Annotated in this window: 16 protein-coding genes and 1 other annotated feature; of the genes, 11 read left to right on the forward strand and 5 right to left on the reverse strand. The window is 30.5% G+C overall.

Features of this window, described 5'->3' with window-relative positions; genetic code table 11:
• The first annotated feature begins 9 nt into the window (after nucleotides 1-9).
• Together I4V16_RS10365 and I4V16_RS10370 are read left to right on the forward strand one after the other, a co-directional pair.
• Nucleotides 10-2,727: a sensor histidine kinase KdpD gene (locus I4V16_RS10365; protein ID WP_195966677.1), complete on the forward strand. Its 2,718-nt coding sequence runs from the start codon at nucleotides 10-12 to the stop codon at nucleotides 2,725-2,727.
• On the forward strand, nucleotides 2,696-3,400 hold the full coding sequence (locus I4V16_RS10370; RefSeq protein WP_080351818.1) for a response regulator transcription factor: 705 nt from the start codon (nucleotides 2,696-2,698) through the stop codon (nucleotides 3,398-3,400). The genes I4V16_RS10365 and I4V16_RS10370 overlap by 32 nt, the downstream gene beginning before the upstream one ends.
• Nucleotides 3,401-3,560: 160 nt before the next feature.
• On the opposite strand, the gene asnS is transcribed toward I4V16_RS10370, so the two are convergent.
• Nucleotides 3,561-4,955: an asparagine--tRNA ligase gene (gene asnS / locus I4V16_RS10375; protein WP_111938096.1), complete on the reverse strand. Its 1,395-nt coding sequence runs from the start codon at nucleotides 4,953-4,955 to the stop codon at nucleotides 3,561-3,563.
• Between the two features lie 63 nt (nucleotides 4,956-5,018).
• Nucleotides 5,019-5,257: a binding site (T-box leader), on the reverse strand.
• Between the two features lie 88 nt (nucleotides 5,258-5,345).
• Between asnS and I4V16_RS10380 the strand changes: the two genes are divergently transcribed.
• Both I4V16_RS10380 and I4V16_RS10385 read left to right on the forward strand, forming a co-directional pair.
• On the forward strand, nucleotides 5,346-5,768 hold the full coding sequence (locus tag I4V16_RS10380; RefSeq protein ID WP_053089723.1) for a cytochrome b5 domain-containing protein: 423 nt from the start codon (nucleotides 5,346-5,348) through the stop codon (nucleotides 5,766-5,768).
• A 125-nt stretch (nucleotides 5,769-5,893) separates the two neighbouring features.
• A complete protein-coding gene (locus I4V16_RS10385; RefSeq protein ID WP_207745427.1) occupies nucleotides 5,894-6,844 on the forward strand; it encodes a DUF4178 domain-containing protein in 951 nt (316 codons plus the stop codon).
• 20 nt (nucleotides 6,845-6,864) lie between these two features.
• On the opposite strand, the gene I4V16_RS10390 is transcribed toward I4V16_RS10385, so the two are convergent.
• Complete coding sequence (locus I4V16_RS10390; RefSeq protein WP_111938094.1) at nucleotides 6,865-7,563, reverse strand: metallophosphoesterase family protein; 699 nt, start codon at nucleotides 7,561-7,563, stop codon at nucleotides 6,865-6,867.
• A 115-nt stretch (nucleotides 7,564-7,678) separates the two neighbouring features.
• Between I4V16_RS10390 and I4V16_RS10395 the strand changes: the two genes are divergently transcribed.
• The 4 genes from I4V16_RS10395 to I4V16_RS10410 all read left to right on the forward strand — a co-directional run bounded on the left by I4V16_RS10395 (nucleotide 7,679) and on the right by I4V16_RS10410 (nucleotide 10,858).
• Nucleotides 7,679-8,761, forward strand: a complete 1,083-nt coding sequence (locus tag I4V16_RS10395; RefSeq protein WP_195631483.1) for a Xaa-Pro peptidase family protein — start codon at nucleotides 7,679-7,681, stop codon at nucleotides 8,759-8,761.
• Between the two features lie 101 nt (nucleotides 8,762-8,862).
• The gene (locus tag I4V16_RS10400) at nucleotides 8,863-9,252 is read left to right on the forward strand and encodes a GntR family transcriptional regulator (RefSeq protein WP_243282799.1); all 390 of its coding nucleotides are present in this window, start codon (nucleotides 8,863-8,865) and stop codon (nucleotides 9,250-9,252) included.
• The gene (locus I4V16_RS10405) at nucleotides 9,245-10,117 is read left to right on the forward strand and encodes an ABC transporter ATP-binding protein (RefSeq protein WP_099330053.1); all 873 of its coding nucleotides are present in this window, start codon (nucleotides 9,245-9,247) and stop codon (nucleotides 10,115-10,117) included. Before I4V16_RS10400 ends, I4V16_RS10405 begins: the two co-directional genes overlap by 8 nt.
• On the forward strand, nucleotides 10,118-10,858 hold the full coding sequence (locus tag I4V16_RS10410) for a hypothetical protein (protein ID WP_049178161.1): 741 nt from the start codon (nucleotides 10,118-10,120) through the stop codon (nucleotides 10,856-10,858).
• Between the two features lie 157 nt (nucleotides 10,859-11,015).
• On the opposite strand, the gene I4V16_RS10415 is transcribed toward I4V16_RS10410, so the two are convergent.
• From I4V16_RS10415 to murC, 3 genes are all read right to left on the reverse strand, one after another.
• On the reverse strand, nucleotides 11,016-12,236 hold the full coding sequence (locus tag I4V16_RS10415; RefSeq protein ID WP_049178162.1) for a NupC/NupG family nucleoside CNT transporter: 1,221 nt from the start codon (nucleotides 12,234-12,236) through the stop codon (nucleotides 11,016-11,018).
• Nucleotides 12,237-12,285: 49 nt separating this feature from the next.
• Nucleotides 12,286-13,104, reverse strand: coding sequence for a purine-nucleoside phosphorylase (locus tag I4V16_RS10420; RefSeq protein WP_049178164.1), 819 nt, complete (start codon nucleotides 13,102-13,104; stop codon nucleotides 12,286-12,288).
• Between the two features lie 206 nt (nucleotides 13,105-13,310).
• Nucleotides 13,311-14,687, reverse strand: coding sequence for a UDP-N-acetylmuramate--L-alanine ligase (gene murC, locus I4V16_RS10425; protein WP_049178165.1), 1,377 nt, complete (start codon nucleotides 14,685-14,687; stop codon nucleotides 13,311-13,313).
• Nucleotides 14,688-14,891: 204 nt separating this feature from the next.
• Between murC and purR the strand changes: the two genes are divergently transcribed.
• The 3 genes from purR to glmU all read left to right on the forward strand — a co-directional run bounded on the left by purR (nucleotide 14,892) and on the right by glmU (nucleotide 17,756).
• Nucleotides 14,892-15,707 (forward strand): pur operon repressor, encoded by an 816-nt coding sequence (gene purR, locus I4V16_RS10430; RefSeq protein ID WP_099330054.1) that lies wholly within the window; start codon nucleotides 14,892-14,894, stop codon nucleotides 15,705-15,707.
• 126 nt (nucleotides 15,708-15,833) lie between these two features.
• Complete coding sequence (gene spoVG / locus I4V16_RS10435) at nucleotides 15,834-16,121, forward strand: septation regulator SpoVG (protein ID WP_049178168.1); 288 nt, start codon at nucleotides 15,834-15,836, stop codon at nucleotides 16,119-16,121.
• Nucleotides 16,122-16,388: 267 nt separating this feature from the next.
• Complete coding sequence (gene glmU / locus I4V16_RS10440; protein ID WP_049178169.1) at nucleotides 16,389-17,756, forward strand: bifunctional UDP-N-acetylglucosamine diphosphorylase/glucosamine-1-phosphate N-acetyltransferase GlmU; 1,368 nt, start codon at nucleotides 16,389-16,391, stop codon at nucleotides 17,754-17,756.
• Nucleotides 17,757-17,760: the final 4 nt, after the last annotated feature.

The raw sequence follows: 17,760 nt of genomic DNA on the forward strand, positions 1-17,760 counted from the left end.
ATAGATTATATGGGAGAAGTTCGGCCAAATCCTGAAACCTTATTAAGGAAGGTTAATAACTCTGAGCTACAAGATAAAAGAGGAAAGTTAAAAATATTTTTTGGTTATGCAGCAGGTGTTGGAAAAACATATGCAATGCTAGATTCTGCTCATGCAGCTAAAAAATCAGGTATAGATGTAGTTGTTGGGTATGTTGAACCTCATACTAGGCCTGAGACATTGGCTTTATTAGAAGGGTTGGAATTACTTCCAACCCTAAAAGTTGATTATAGAAATATAAAGTTGAATGAGTTTGATTTAGACGGAGCATTAAAAAGAAATCCTAAGCTTGTTATTGTTGATGAGTTAGCGCATACAAATGCAAAAGGATTAAGGCATAAAAAAAGATATAGTGATATTGAAGAATTATTGGATGCAGGAATTGATGTTTATACTACAGTTAACGTTCAACATATAGAAAGTCTAAATGATATAGTTGCATCAATTACTCACATAACAGTGAAAGAAAGAGTCCCAGATAGAATATTTAATGAGGCATTTCAGGTAGAACTTATAGATATAGATCCTTCAGATTTAATAAATAGATTAAATGAAGGAAAAATATATAGCAATATGCAAGCAAAAAGAGCTTTAAATAACTTTTTTATTAGAGAGAATTTAGCTGCCCTTCGTGAGATAGCATTAAGGCAAACAGCAGATAGAGTTAATAAAGAGGTAAGTATAAATAAGGTTTGTGGAGAAAATGTTTATCATACAAATGAACATATATTAGTATGTTTAAGTTCCTCTCCATCTAATTCAAAAGTTATTAGAACAGCTGCAAGAATGGCAGAAGCTTTTCATGGGAAATTTACAGCTTTGTTTGTAGAAACCACTTATTCAAAAGAGTTAGGTTCAAAGAATATAGAGAGACTTAGAAATAATTTAAAATTAGCAGAAGATTTAGGAGCAGTTATAGAAACTGTTTATGGAGATGATGTTCCTTATCAAGTTGCAGAATTCTCTAAAGTAAGTGGAATATCAAAAATTATTATTGGGAGAAGCGAAAGAAGAAGAAATATATTCGCAAGTAAAATTGGAGTTGTAGATAGGCTTATAGAATTAGCTCCAGATATAGATATATATGTGATTCCAGATAAAGAATCCCGTCTATATAATCCAAAAAGAAAATATATAAAGCAGATAGAATTATCAGCAATAGATACGTTAAAGACTGCAGTAGTATTAACATTCTGTGCAATGTTAGGACAGTTGTTTTTTAAAGCAGGATTTGGAGAAGCCAATATTATTACAATATTTATACTTGGTGTTCTTGTTATTTCTAATCAAACAAGAGGAAGATTTTATGGTGCTATTTCATCATTTATAGGAGTAATGAGTTTTAACTTTTTATTTACAGAACCAAGATTTACTTTTAATGCCGATGATCCAGGTTATATAGTTACATTCTTTATAATGCTTATAGCGGCATTTGTTACGAGTACATTGACGACTAAAGTAAAATCTCAAGCTAATTTATCTGCAATAATAGCATACAGGACTAATGTATTATTGGATTTAAGTAGAGATTTAGAAAGGTGCAATGATATAGATAGCATTATATTATGTGCGCAAGAGAAGATATATAAGTTACTTAAAGAACCAGTAGTTATTTATACAGTAGAGGATGAAAAAATAAGTAAAGTTTATAATTATAAAGATGAAGATGGAATAGAATTAGAAGAAAAGTTTATAGGGGTAGATGAACAAGCTGTTGTTAGTTGGGTAATAAAGAATAAGAGAAGAGCAGGAGCTAATACAGATACTCTTCCAGGAGCAAAGCTAATGTATACTCCCTTAGTTGGAGAGAAAAAAGTAATGGCAGTTGTAGGAATTGTTATTAACTCAGATAAGAGAATAGACAGTGGTGAAAAATCATTGTTTGCTGCATTATTAAATCAGATATCATTTGCGATAGAAAAGTTTTTATTAAATGAATCACAAAAAAAAGTGTTGATGCAAGCAGAAAATGAGAGATTTAGAGCAAATCTTTTAAGAGCAGTATCTCATGATTTAAGAACACCTCTCACAAGTATATCAGGAAGTGCAAATTCCATATTATCTAACAGTTTTGATGAAGAAACAAAGAGAAAATTAATTTTGGATATATATGATGACTCTTTATGGTTAATTAATTTAGTAGAAAATTTATTGTCAGTATCAAGAATAGATAATGGAAATGTAAATTTACGAACTGAGCCTCAACTTGTGGAGGAAATAATAAATGAGGCATTACAACATGCTAATAGAAGGTTAGTTGAATATAAGATTAATGTAAATTTACAAAATGAACTATTAATGGTTAATGTAGATGTTAGATTAATAGTTCAAGTTGTAATAAATATAGTAGATAATGCTATAAAGTACACAGATGAAGGTTCAGAAATAACTATAAATGCATTTGTAAGAGGTAAAAAGGTAGTAATAGAAGTAGCTGATAATGGAAGTGGAATAAGTGAGCAAGATAAGAAATGTATCTTTGATATGTTCTTTACTGTGAATGGAAATAGAGGAGATAGCAGAAGGGGCTTAGGTTTAGGGTTAGCACTGTGTAAATCTATAATAAATGCACATGGAGGAAAAATATATGTTAAGGATAATAAACCGAAAGGAACGATAATGGGGTTCACATTAGATTTAGTGGAGGTAAGGAATAATGAAGACATCAATTTTAGTAGTAGAGGATGATAAGGCAATAAGAAACTTTATTAGTGCTACACTAGAAGTACATTCTTATGATTGCTATACAGCAGAAAATGGCGAACAAGCTATTTTGTTAGCTACATCTAAAAGGCCAGATATAATAATTTTAGATTTAGGATTACCTGATATCGATGGAGGAGAGATTATAAAAAAGGTTAGAATGTGGTCAAACTGTCCAATAATTGTAGTAAGTGCTAGAAGCGAGGATAAAGATAAGATTGAGGCATTAGACTCAGGTGCTGATGATTACCTAACTAAGCCTTTTAGTGTTGATGAACTTTTAGCAAGAATTAGAGTTGCTATAAGAAAAATGAATTATGATAATACAAAAAATAACGAAAGTACAGAATTTATTAATGGAGGATTAAAAGTAGATTATGTATCAGGCTGTGTTTTTGTAGATGGAGAGGAGACTCATTTAACGCCTATAGAATTTAAGCTTATCTGTTTATTAGCTAAAAATGTAGGAAAAGTTCTTACTCATAAATACATATTAAAAGAGATATGGCAAAGTTCATTAGATAGTGATATACCGTCATTAAGAGTTTTTATGGCTACATTAAGAAAGAAGATTGAGAAAGGCAAAGAAACAGGAAGCTATATCCAGACTCATATTGGAGTAGGTTACAGATTAGTAAGACTTCAGGATGGGGAATAAATTAGAGGATGAAAAGTATAAAATCAAAAATATATTTAATTTTAGTTGGGTTTATTTTTTAACTATTATAAATAGTCTTGTACTTATTAATTATTATAATAAGATTTAAAAGTTGATTTGGGATAATAAAAAGGTACCTATATAAGGTACCTTTTCTATATTAGAAATCAGATTGTCCTGTAGTTCTTGGGAATGGTATAACGTCTCTTATATTGCTCATACCAGTGATGTACATGATTAGTCTTTCAAATCCAAGACCAAAACCAGCATGTTTAGTTTCTCCATATTTTCTAAGTTCTAAATACCACCAGTAATCTTCTTCATTAAGACCTAATTCAGCCATTCTGCTCTTTAAAACATCAAGTCTTTCTTCTCTTTGACTTCCTCCAATGATTTCACCTATTCCAGGAACTAAACAGTCAGTTGCTGCAACAGTTTTTCCATCATCATTTAATCTCATGTAGAATGCTTTAATGTCTTTTGGGTAATCAGTAACGAATACTGGCTTCTTAAAGTATTCTTCAGTTAAATATCTTTCATGTTCAGTTTGAAGGTCTATACCCCATTCTACGTCATATTCAAAAGCTTTGCCGCAGCTTTTTAATATTTCAACAGCTTCTGTATAAGTAACTTTACCGAAGTCTGAAGAAACTACATGGTTAAGTCTTTCTAATAATCCCTTATCAACAAATTGATTAAAGAATGCCATTTCTTCTGGACATTCATCCATAACATACTTGATTACATACTTTAACATATCTTCTGCAAGTTCCATATCATCTTGTAAATCTGCAAAAGCTATTTCAGGTTCTACCATCCAGAATTCAGCAGCATGTCTTGCTGTGTTTGAGTTTTCAGCTCTAAATGTAGGACCAAAAGTATAAACATTTCTAAATGCAAGAGCAAAAGTTTCAGCATTTAATTGTCCTGAAACTGTAAGGTTAGTTTCTTTACCAAAGAAATCTTCCTTAAAGTCTATAGCACCTTCTTCAGTTTTTGGGATGTTGTGTAAGTCAAGAGTAGTTACTCTAAACATTTCACCAGCACCTTCACAGTCACTACCTGTTAATATTGGAGTGTTAGTGTAAACAAAACCTTGTTCTTGGAAGAACTTATGAATAGCATAAGCTGCAACTGAACGAACTCTGAATACTGCTGAGAAAGCGTTACTTCTTGGTCTTAAGTGAGCTATTGTTCTTAAATACTCAAAAGTATGTCTTTTCTTTTGTAGTGGGTAATCAGAGTCTGATAAACCTTCAATAATAACTTCCTTTGCATGAATTTCAAATGGTTGCTTAGCTTCAGGAGTTTCAACTAGAGTACCTATAACAGTTATTGATGAACTAATAGGTAACTTAGAAACTTCCTTAAAGTTTTCTAGTTTGTTATCAAAAACTACTTGAATGTTTTTAAAGAATGATCCATCATTAACTTCTATAAAACCAAAAGCATTTGAAGCTCTTAAAGTTCTAATCCATCCTGAAATTGTAATGTCTTTTGATAAATATTCACTTGTGTTTCTATAAAGTGATTTTACTAATGTTGATTTGTTCATTTCATACCTCCCGTTAATATTAATAGTTATTTTATCCTAAAAATAAAAAAACTTTCATCCTATTATCAGGACGAAAGTAAAATTCGCGGTACCACCTAATTTGCTATAAATAGCCACCTCAATAGACACTATATAATGTCTTCCAACTGTAACGTGTTGGCTACGTCTAAGTCTACTTGTTATAAAACTTTCGGTTAGAAACTCGGAGATGTTCTTCATCATTAGGCTTCGTATAAGGCTTACACCATCCCTTATTCGCTAAGACTACTTCCTAAGATTACTCTTCTCGTCATAGTTAATAAAATATAATAACTAGATTTTACAATACTTTTCTAACAAATGCAACTTATCTATCATACATTATTATAGATTATGATTTTGGAGGAATATATGAACCAAGAAAAATTGTTATTAAAGAAGTTTAATAGACTAAATTACTTAAAGGGGGTATTAGTGTCCAGAAGTGAAGAAGACAGAGAAGCTATAATAGAGGAAATAAAAGATATTATAGATGATATTGAGTTAATTATTAATGATTCTAATGAATCTGAAAATAATGAAGAAGTAGCTGGATATAGATCAGGTAAAGAATTTACTCTAGAAGAGTTAGAAGGATTTAATGGAAGGAATGGAAATAGTGCATATGTAGCTGTAGATGGAACTATATATGATGTTACTGAAAGTTCTTTTTGGAGGAGTGGTAATCATTTTGGAGTGCAAGCCGGAAAGGATTTAACTGAGCAGTTCTATTCATGTCACTCCAACAATTTAGAGTCTATGAGAGGTATAAAGATAGTTGGCATACTTAAGTAATAACTAGAGTATAAAAAAGAGTAGTGAACAAAAATTAGATTCATTGCTCTTTTTTGTGTGCTTATTATCCGTTATGGTAAAATATAGGAGAGGTGAGTGGGGTGTTCTTTAGAACTGATTCTAAATTGAAAATTGATGATGATAATTATAGAGTTATTGGGGCAACTACATTTTCAAATATGAATGCTAAAGAAAAATGGGCAGAATATATATTGGAAAATGTAGATGATAATAAAGTATGTTGGCTAGAAGTAAATGAGGATTATAAAGAATACATATTATTTCAAAATAGAGAGTTTTTTAATAAAATTGACCATGATAAATTATTTAGTAATAATTTTATTTTATATAGCTCAGGGACAGCAGAAATAGTGGTTAATACGGGACTTTCTAATAGAAGTAATGGAGATGAAATAAAGTATAGAAGGTTTCAAAATGAGTTTATAGGAAGAGTTATAGAATATAAGGGATGGAATGATGAAGAAGAATATTCAATAGGAGAATTTATAAATGAAAATAGAATAAGTGCACCAACTAATAATGTAAAAACAGATTTTGATGGTTTAAAAGATGAAGATGGAATGTATGATAATATATATGAATTAAATGTTGTAGAAAACTCTGGTGAAGAAAGATTTAGAAAAACTTCATATTTTATCTTTGCTATTTGCCTAGTGCTTATTTTAATATTTCTAGGGATTAAGTTTATTGGAGTAATGAGGGGAGAAACCCTTGATAATGTAGTTAGGTTTGATGAAAGTTTTACCTACAAGACATCCTTAAGTGATGGAGATAACTTAGCTAATGTATATAGGTCATCAGAGATATTAGAAAAAACAAAAGATATTATATTAAATAAGGCTAGTGTAAATTATAAAACTAAAGACATAGAAACTGGCACTATAGTACTTATGAATGATAAAGAATTTTGTATTATTTATACTGGTACCTTAGGAGAGGTATTAATACAAGTAAGCAGTAGAAAATACGATATTAATGCAGGAATCTATGATTCATCTAAAGAAGTTTCTAATTACTATGAAACAATATATTATACAGTAGTTAATGAAGAATAAAGGAAGGTAATTACCTTCCTTTATTCTCGTCCTTCTTCAAAACTTCTTACTAACTCAGCAGGGAAGTTTAACATTTGCATATCTTTTACGATTCTTTTATATTCATAAGAAACGTGTCTTATTTTTCCTTTTATATTACCATCTTTATCGACGTCTAAAATACAATATGTTGAGTCAGGTGACCCTATTTTGGGTTTTCCTACGCTACCGTCATTAACAAATAACTTGCTATTGTATTCCTTTATTGATGGAAGATGTGTATGTGCACAAACTAAAACATCTTCTTCTAAAGAGTTCATAATATTAATTGTGTTATCTGAATCCTCTAAAAGATATTCATTAATAGAATTGTTACTTCCGTGAACAAATTTTATTCTCTTACCATTAAAATCTAGAGTAATATTCGTAGGAAGATTATCTAGATAATATCTATTTTCTGCTCTTAATTCTTCAACAGTCCAAGGAAGAGAGAAAGAGTTAATTGCTGTGTCTCTAATATAAGTGTATGCTCCATCTACTACAGAAGCGTCATAATTACCTTTTATACATAGTATGTTTTTTCTTCTAATCATAGAAACAACTTCATTTGGATGAGGTCCATATCCAACTAAATCTCCAAGGCATATAATAGTGTCTACCTTTTGATCATCTAAGTCCTCCAAAACTCTCATAAGTGCATAAATGTTTCCGTGTATATCTGATATAATTCCTATCTTCATTTAAATTCCTCCAATACACTTTATATATAAGTAATTATAGCATAAAGAAATAGATATTATAATTAATGTGATGTAATATAAGAATAAAGTAATTAATATTTTAGGAGTGAAACAAATGAAAGAAAATAGAGTAAATAAAGTGCTAGAAAAAATGAAAAATGAGGGATTAAAACAAATTTTAGTTTCAGCACCTCCAGCAATGTTTTATTTGACAGGGAAATGGTTTCATCCGGGAGAGAGAATGGTTACTCTTTTACTAAAGACAAATGGAGAACATAAGCTTATAGTTAATAAGTTATTTCCTGTAGAAGAGGAGTTAGGTGTAGATTTAGTTTGGTATGAGGATACAGATAAGCCAGTAGAAATATTAGCATCATTCTTAGATAAAAGTGAAAAGATTGGTGTAGATAAGAACTGGCCAGCTCATTTCTTAATTTCTTTAATGGATATGAATGCTGCAAGTGGATATGTAAATGCCTCTCCAATTATTGATAGATTAAGGATGATTAAAGATGAGGAAGAAAAAGAGTTAATGTTCATATCTTCTGAAAAAAATGATAGAGTAATTGAAAAGTTAATAAGTGAATTAGAAGAAGGAAAAACTGAGAAGTATTATGCAGAACGTGTAAAAGAACTTTATGAAGATGAAGGTGTATTTGAATTCTCCTTTTCACCTATAGTTGCATTTAGTCCTAATGGAGCAGATCCTCATCATGGAACAGATAATACTGTATTGAAAAAAGGTCAAAGTGTAGTAATTGATATTGGGGGAGTATATAAATCTTATTGCTCAGATATGACTAGGACAGTATTCTTTGGATGTGAACCAAGTGAAGAAGATAGAGAAGTTTATGAAGTGGTTAAAAATGCCAATATAAATGCAATATCTATAGTTAAGGAAGGAGTAAAATTTTCTGATATAGATAAAGCTGCGAGAGATTATATAGAATCAAAAGGGTATGGAAAGTATTTTACTCATAGAACTGGTCATAGTATAGGAATAGAGGATCATGATTTTGGTGATGTTAGCTCAGTCAACCATGAAGAAGTAAAAGAGGGAATGATTTTTTCTATAGAACCAGGAATATATATTCCTGGAAGAATAGGAGTAAGAATAGAGGACTTAGTTATGGTTACTAAGGATGGATGTAAAGTTTTAAACTCTGTAACAAAAGATTTATTAGTAATAGAAAAATAGGCTTAAAAGAACTGTATTTACACAGTTCTTTTATTTTATGGAAAAAATGCTTGATAATAAAATTAGGAAGTGTTATGGTTAATTACATAAGCAACTAACCAATGAAGTGCGGAGGTGAAAATATGTTTGAGTTTAATGATGAATTTCCGATTTATATACAAATAGCTAATACCATAGAAGATGGAATTCTAAATGGGATATATGAAGAAGAGGAACAAGTCCCTTCTACAACAGAAATATCTGTGACATATAAAATAAACCCAGCAACTGTAGGAAAGGGATACAACCTATTAGTTGGAGAGAATATTATTTATAAAAAGAGAGGTGTAGGTATGTTTGTTTGTAGTGGGGCAAAAGAGAAGTTAAAGGAAAAAAGAAGAGCAACTTTTTTTGATAATTATGTATCTAAGTTAATAGAAGAAGGAAAAAGATTGGGAATAACAAGTGATGAGGTAATAGAAATGATAAAAGGGGGGCTAAGAAATGAGTAATATTAAAATATCAGGCTTAGTAAAGAAATATGGATCAAATAAGGTCTTAGATAATATAGCTTTAGAATTTGAAGAAGGAAAGATTTATGGGCTTCTAGGGAGAAATGGAGCTGGAAAAACAACCCTTTTAAATTGTATAACAAATAGGGTTTTTTATAATTCCGGGGAAATAATTGTAGACGGAGAAAGCACTATAGAAAATGATGTGGCACTTTCTAAGATATATTTTATGACAGAACGAAATTTATTACCCACTGAATATAAGGTTAAAGATATATTTAAGTGGACAAAAGAATTTTACAAAAACTTTGATATGGATTATGCAAAGGAGTTGAGCAAACTATTTGAGCTAAATATAAATATGAAGTTGAGAAGTTTATCTACAGGATATAATTCAATCTGTAAGATTATTATAACCTTAGCATCTAATGCAGAAGTGCTTATATTTGATGAGCCAGTTTTAGGTTTGGATGCAAATCATAGAGAATTATTTTACTCAGAGTTATTAAAGGTTTATGAAAAAAATGAAAGTACTATAATTATTTCAACTCATATAATTGAAGAAATATCTGACCTTATAGAGGATGTAGTTATTATTAAGGACGGAAAGGTATTAAAGAGTAATTCTGTAGAATCATTAATTTCTGAATGTTATGCGGTATCAGGGAAGAGTGATAAGATTGATGAGTATGTAAAAGATAAAAAGATAATAGCAGAAGAGGTTCTTGGTGGCTTTAAAAAAGTTACTATAGAAGGCAAGAGAAGTGATGAAGATAGTATAAAAGTTAAGGAATTAGATTTAGAAATATCAAAAGTTGAGCTTCAAAAGCTATTTGTAAATTTAACAAGTAAGGGGGAAGTATAGGTGGATAAAGCAAAAAAGGTATGCAAGTATCAAATAGAAACATTTATTAAACCAACTATAATATATTATTTAATATTTATAGCAGTAATAGTTGTATTATCTATATTAGCTAGAAGTAGTGAAGGGAATTTTATGTCCTCAGGTTTAGAATTAAGTACGTGGATTTTTATTTTTGTAATGGCTTTAAATTCATTTAAAAGTCCTTTCTACTTTTCACAGGCTAATAATGTTTCTAGAAAAAGTTTTTATTTAGGAACACTTTTTTACTCCGTTGTAGTTTCATTGGTGATTCCTGTGATAGATATTATAATCAACAGGATCTATAATTTATTTGTAGAGTGTCCAATGAACTATGATATGATTTATGGGAAAGTTAGAGCTACAGCTTTTTTAGAAGGTGTAACATTTAAGGTTGATAATAGCGTTAAATCTCTTTTAGAAAATTATTTGTTTTTAGTTGGAGTATTATTAGTTATATTTTCTATAGGGTTATTAATTACTACAGTATTATTTAGATTAAACAAGATTGGTAAATATATTGCAGGAGGAAGCCTAGCAACTTTTGCAATAGCATCTAGTTTTATTCCAGAAGCTTTTTGGATTAATGTAGGAGAGATACTTTCAAAGATATTTGGATATGAAAGTAGAAATGTTTATCTTGGAGTAACTACTCTTATTGTAATATCTTCAATCTGTTTTATGATTAATTATATTCTACAAAGAAAAGCTGAAGCACAATAATGCCAAATATATAAATATAACAATATATAAATATGACAATAAAAAAATATATAAATATAACAATAAAAAAATATATAAATATGTAGGTAAAATCAGAGTTGATGAAGTTGGAATAAATAACAAAGCGAGTATTAGTAAAATAATACTCGCTTTGTTATTAGAATAATATTCCTGCTATTGTAGCTGTTAAACAAGTTGCTAATGCACCACCAAGTAATGCCTTAAAACCTAGTTTAGCAATTGTTCCTTTTTTGTTTGGTGCCATAGCTCCTATACCACCAATTTGAATTGCAACTGAACTAATGTTAGCAAATCCGCAAAGTGCATAAGTCATAATTAAAATTGTTTTTTCTTGTAGTACTCCGCTTGCTGATAGAGCTGAAAGATCAGAGTAAGCAACGAATTCATTAATCATAACCTTTTGACCTAATAAGCTACCAGCTGCTGATAAATCTCCAGTTGGTACCCCCATTACAAATGCTAGTGGGGAGAAAAGTTTACCTAAGATCCAGTTTAAACTTAATTCAGGGAAACCAAATAATCCACCAACTAAACCAATTAAGTAATTAAATAGAGCAATAAGTGCAACGAAGGCTAATAGCATTGCAGCAACATTAAGAGCTAACATTAAACCATCACTAGCACCATTTGCAGCAGCTTCAACCACATTTGAAGCAGTCTTTTCAACTTCAATATTAGTTATATCCTTTGTTTCAGGTTCTTCCGTTTCTGGAACTAGCATTTTTGCTAAAACAAGTCCAGCTGGTGCTGCCATTATACTAGCAGCTAGAAGGTGACCTGCATTAATCCCCATTGCTACATATCCAGCCATAACACCACCGGCAACAGTTGCCATACCACCAACCATAATAGCCGTCATTTCTGATTTAGTCATAGAGCTTATATAAGGTCTAACTAATAAAGGTGCTTCTGTTTGACCTAAGAATATATTACCAACTGCACTAAGTGTTTCTGCTCCTGATGTACCAAGTAATTTACATATTCCCTTAGCTATAAACTTAACTATAGCTTGCATTATTCCTAAGTAATAAAGAATTCCCATTAAAGCTGAAAAGAATATAATTGTAGGTAATACATTTAAAGCAAATATTGAACCAAAAGTAGCTTGATCTGTAAGGTTACCAAATAAGAATGTAGTACCTTCAGCTGTAAAATCAAGAATTCTTGTTATAAATCCACTAGCAGCTTCAAATGCTTTTCTACCAAATGGAACTTTTAATATAATTAAAGCAAATATTATTTGTAGTCCTAATCCTGTAGCTACAAGTCTCCAATTAATCTTTTTCTTATTTTCTGAAAATAAATAAGCTATTCCTAAAATAACTATAACGCCTAAAATTCCAATAAATCTGTCCAATTTAATTTCTCCTTTGTTATGCTAAAATTTTATCATTTGTTTGTGTTTTTTATAATCTTTCGATTAAAGATGTCATAAGATTTATAAAATTATTTTTTGCCATATTTGAAGTTTCTATAACTTCTTCATGATTTAAAGGTTGATCTAAAATTCCTGCAGCCATATTTGTTAAACAAGATATTCCTACAACATTCATACCAGAATGTTTAGCAATTATAACTTCTGGAACTGTAGACATACCAACAGCATCAGCCCCCATAACCCTAACCATTCTTATTTCTGCAGGAGTCTCATAGGTAGGACCACTCATCATGGCATATACTCCTTCTTTAATATCAAGACCTTGAGATGACGCAACGTCTTTTACTAATGATACTAGATTTTTATTATAAGCTTCTGACATATCAGGGAACCTAACTCCAAATGAATCAAGATTTCTACCTATTAGTGGATTTGAACCAGAAAGATTTATATGATCAGTTATTATCATAAGGTCTCCTGGATTAAATGATGTATTTACGGCACCTGCTGCATTAGTAACAACTAATGTTTTTACGCCAAGAAGCTTCATAACTCTTACTGGAAAAGTGACGTCAGTCATGCTATATCCTTCATAAAAGTGAAATCTTCCTTGCATGGCAACAACTATTTTTCCTTTAAGTTTACCAATAACTAGACGTCCTGCATGCCCTTCAACAGTTGAAACTGGGAAGTTTGGTAAGCTACTATAATCATAGTATTCAGCGTCTTCAATACTATCAGCCAATGAACCTAATCCAGAGCCAAGTATTAGCCCTATTTCAGGGGTATATTTACTCTTTTTTTGGATAAATTCTACGGCGGTTTTGATATTGTTTAATAAATCCATAAAAATCACTCCTACTTATATTTTGTTATAAATTATTAATTTTATAAGTCTAATTTTAAATAACTACTATAGCTTATAAAAAAGATGAAGATTTTTCAATGATAAATAAAGGATTTTTATATAAATTATGAGAGGAAAATTTAGGGTATAACAAAAGACATTATCTAAAATAATAATATTTCAGATAATGTCTTTAAATTTTTGATCTATTTTGCTAGCAATTTATCTCCAACAATAACTACATCTCCTGCACCTACTGTTAAGATAATGTCTCCACTTTTTGCTTTTGACTTTAATATATTAGCAGCTTCTTCATGAGAGTGAGCATTAGTACATTTAATTCCTCTAGCTCTTATTGCATCACCTAGTTCATCTGATGAGACTAGGCCTGTATCTGCTTCTCTTGCAGCATATATATCCATTAGAATAAGCTCGTCACAATTATCGAAAGCTGTTGTAAATTCATCAAATAAAGTTTTTGTTCTAGTATATGTGTGTGGTTGGAATACACAATAAACTTTATTATGATCAACTTTTTGAGCTGTATTTAATGTGGCTTTTATTTCAACTGGATGATGTGCATAGTCATCTATAATTGTTATGCCATTAACTTCGCCCTTATATTCGAATCTTTTATGAGCACCCTTGCATTTCTTTAGGCCAGATATTATTTTATCACTTGGAATGTTAAATATTAAGCCTGTAGATATAGCTGAAAGAGCATTTAATACATTGTGTTTTCCTGGGTTTGATAAGGAAACTTCGAATAACTCCGTATCTTTTTCATAGACAGTAAATGTTGCACAACCTTTATTATCATAAGAAATGTTCTTAGCAACGATATCTTCATTATCAAAGCCATAGCTTATAGTATTACATTCTGCTTTATCTAATATAGCTTTTACTCTTTCGTCTCCCCCGTATCCTATTAAGTATCCATCTTTAGGTATTAGATGAGAGAATTTTTCAAATGTTTCTGCTATATGATTTATATCTTTGTAGTAATCTAAGTGGTCTGCATCTATGTTAAGAATTATTCCTACGTATGGAAAGAATCTTAAAAATGAAGCTTTATATTCACATGCTTCAGTAATAAAATACTCACTTTGACCAATTCTATAATTACCATTAATGATATCTAAATCTCCACCTACTAAAATAGTAGGGTCTAGATCTCCTTCAAGGGTTATATGTGAAATCATAGATGTACATGTAGTTTTGCCATGAGTACCAGCAACAGCTACATTATATTTATGACCCTTCATTATTAATCCCAAAAATTCTGCCCTATCCATTAATATTAAGTTTTGCTTCTTAGCCTCTATAATTTCAGGATTGCTGTCAGGAATTGCTGCTGTATATACTACTAAGTCAACGTCAACTAAGTTCTTACTATCATGACCTATGTATATTTGTGCACCTTTTTTTCTAAGTTTATCAAGAATTGCAGACTCCTTAGAATCAGAACCTGAAACCTTATATCCGTTATTTAATAAAACAGCGGCTAACCCACTCATACTGATTCCACCAATTCCAATGAAGTGGATTTTCATATGTTTATCTTTTATAAAATCAAATGACAAGTTATCATCCCCTTTTTCTTAGTACATTTATAATTATATACAAATTTTATAAAATGAACACACATTAGGGTAAAAAAATACCATTCTACAAAATTAGTGTTTAAAAGCTATTGATATTGGTAAAGATATGGAATAGAATATGAATATTAGGAGTTGTTTATAATTGGATAATTCGTGTAATTATGAAAAATGTAGGTGATATAAATGGAAAAGTTAAGCAGAAATAGTAGGGTTGTAGCTATTACAAAGTTATTATTAGAAAACCCTAATAAAATCTTAGGATTAAATCAATTTTCGGATTTATTAAATGCAGCAAAATCAACAATAAGTGAAGATATAGTTATAATAAGAGAGTTACTAGAAAAACTTGAAATGGGAAAAGTTGAAACAATTTCTGGAGCAGCTGGTGGAATAAAGTTTATTCCTATTATAGGGTATGAAAAAGGAAACAAATTTGCTTTAGAATTATGTGATTTACTTAAGGATGACGGAAGAGTTATTGCAGGTAACTTTATATATGTTACTGATGTTATGTACAATCCTCAAATTATAGGTAAAGCAGGAGTAATATTATCATCATGTTTCAAAAACATGGATATAGATTACGTAATAACAGTGGAAACAAAGGGGATACCTCTTGCATATGAAGTTGCTAGGAACTTAGGAGTTCAACTTGTTATAGCAAGAAGAGATACTCAAGTTACTGAAGGCCCTACAGTAACTATAAACTATGTATCTGGAACAAGTGGAAGACTACAACAAATGTCCCTATCTAAGAGATCTATGAAGCCATCAAGTAAGTGTATTTTTATTGATGACTTTATGAAGGGTGGAGGAACTGCTCAAGGAATTAAAGACTTACTAAAAGAATTTGACAGTGAATTAGTTGGAATAGGAGTTCTTATAGACAATAAGCAAGTAGAGAAAAAATTAGTTGATGATTATGTTTCTATTGTAGAACTAAATTCAGTAGATAAATCTTCAATAATAGAAGTACAACCATCAGAAATGTTTTCTTAATAAATCAATGTTTTAGTGGAAATATAATGCAAAACTAAATTTTCTAAATTTATTTTGAATAAAAAGAGGAATTTGGGAGGAAATGGAGAATTATATTACCATTAAGGCAACTGGAGGTGTAGTGCAGTGCAAATCACAGATGTTAGAATCAGAAAGATTACTACTGACGGGAAAATGAAAGCTATAGTTTCCGTTACTTTTGATAATGAATTCGTTGTACACGATATTAAGATTATTGAAGGTCAAAATGGATTATTTATTGCTATGCCAAGTAGGAAGACACCAGATGGGGAGTTTAAGGATATAGCGCATCCTATAAACACAGACACTAGAGAGAAGATTCAAGGTTCTATATTAGATGCTTATGAAAAGGCGCTTAATGAAGAAACAACTGAAGAATCAGTGAGTGAATAATTTATTTACTAAAATAAAAGGAAGTAGTACTTCCTTTTATTTTTTTTACTATCTAGGAAAGTAAAAGAATTTAATTTGCTTTTCTGTCACTTGGAGCTTGCGACGGAACAAGCAAAATAAATATCAACCCATCTTTTTTTGATTTTATAGAATTGTGCAAAAATTTGCGAAAGGTTGAAATGATATAGTTATTCAAATATAATAAAGTAAGTATATATAGTTTACTTAGTTATTTTATAGAATAAAAGAAAGTTTTGAGGTGGTATTGTGTATAAATGTGCTCTTATTCTAGCAGCTGGTCAAGGAAAGAGAATTAAATCAGATATTCCAAAGGTATTACACAAAGTTTGTGGAAAAGAAATGGTGAATCATGTTATAGACAACATGAGGAAAGCTTGCATACAAGATGTTAATGTAATTGTAGGAAAAGGTGCAGAGCTAGTAAAAGAAGGCACAAAAAGTAGATGTGTATCTTACTCATTACAAGAAGAGCAATTAGGAACTGGTCATGCTGTAAAGTGTGCTAAGAGTTTCTTAGAAGGAAAAGATGGTGTTGTTGCAATATTTGCAGGAGATGCACCGCTAACTAAGGTAGAGACTATAGAAAGATTAATGAATGAACATATAGAGAAAAACAATTCTGCAACTTTATTATCTGCTTTTGTAGATGATCCTACTGGATACGGTAGAATTATAAGAAATGGAGACGAAGTTGTAAAAATTGTAGAACATAAAGACTGTAACGAAGAAGAGCTAAAGGTTAATGAAATGAATGCAGCAATGTACTGCTTTGATATAAAAGAACTTTTATCTTCATTAGATAAGCTTTCTAACAATAATTCACAAGGTGAATATTATTTAACTGATGTTATTGGAATACTAAAAGAAGCTGGTAAGAGAGTTGGTGCTGTAGTAGCTGATTATGAAGATACTATAGGGGTAAACTCAAGAGTTCAATTAGCAGAAGCTGAAGAAATATTAAGAAGCAGAATAAATAATATGCATTTAGAAAATGGTGTGACATTAATAGATCCAAAGACTACTTATATAGGAACAGACGTTGAAATAGGAAAGGATACTATTATATATCCTAACAATATAATTGAAGGAAAAACAGTTATAAAAGAAAACTGTACTATTCTACAAAATTGTAGAATAAAAGATAGTATTATAGAAAGTGGAGTTGAAGTCCAAGCATCAGTAGTATTAGAAAGTAAAATTGGAGAGAATACTACAGTTGGGCCATTTGCATATATTAGACCAGAAACTAGTATTGGTAATAATGCTAGAATAGGTGATTTTGTAGAAATAAAGAAATCAACTATTGGCAATGGAACTAAGGTATCTCACTTAACATACATAGGTGATGCAGAAGTGGGAAGTGGATGCAACTTTGGTTGTGGAACTGTTGTTGTAAATTATGATGGGAAAGAAAAGCACAAAACTGTTATAGGTGATAATAGCTTTATAGGTTGCAATACTAATTTAGTATCGCCAGTAAAGGTTGGAGATAATACTTATATAGCTGCAGGCTCAACTATAACTTCTGAAGTAAAAGAAGGAGATCTTGCTATAGCTAGAGCTAAGCAAAGAAATATTGAAGGTTGGGTTAAAAAGAAGGGTTTAATAAAATAATATA

The organism is Clostridium sp. 1001283B150210_160208_E6 (assembly GCF_015669365.1).
In the GTDB taxonomy this organism is placed as follows: Bacteria; Bacillota; Clostridia; order Clostridiales; family Clostridiaceae; genus Clostridium; species Clostridium paraputrificum.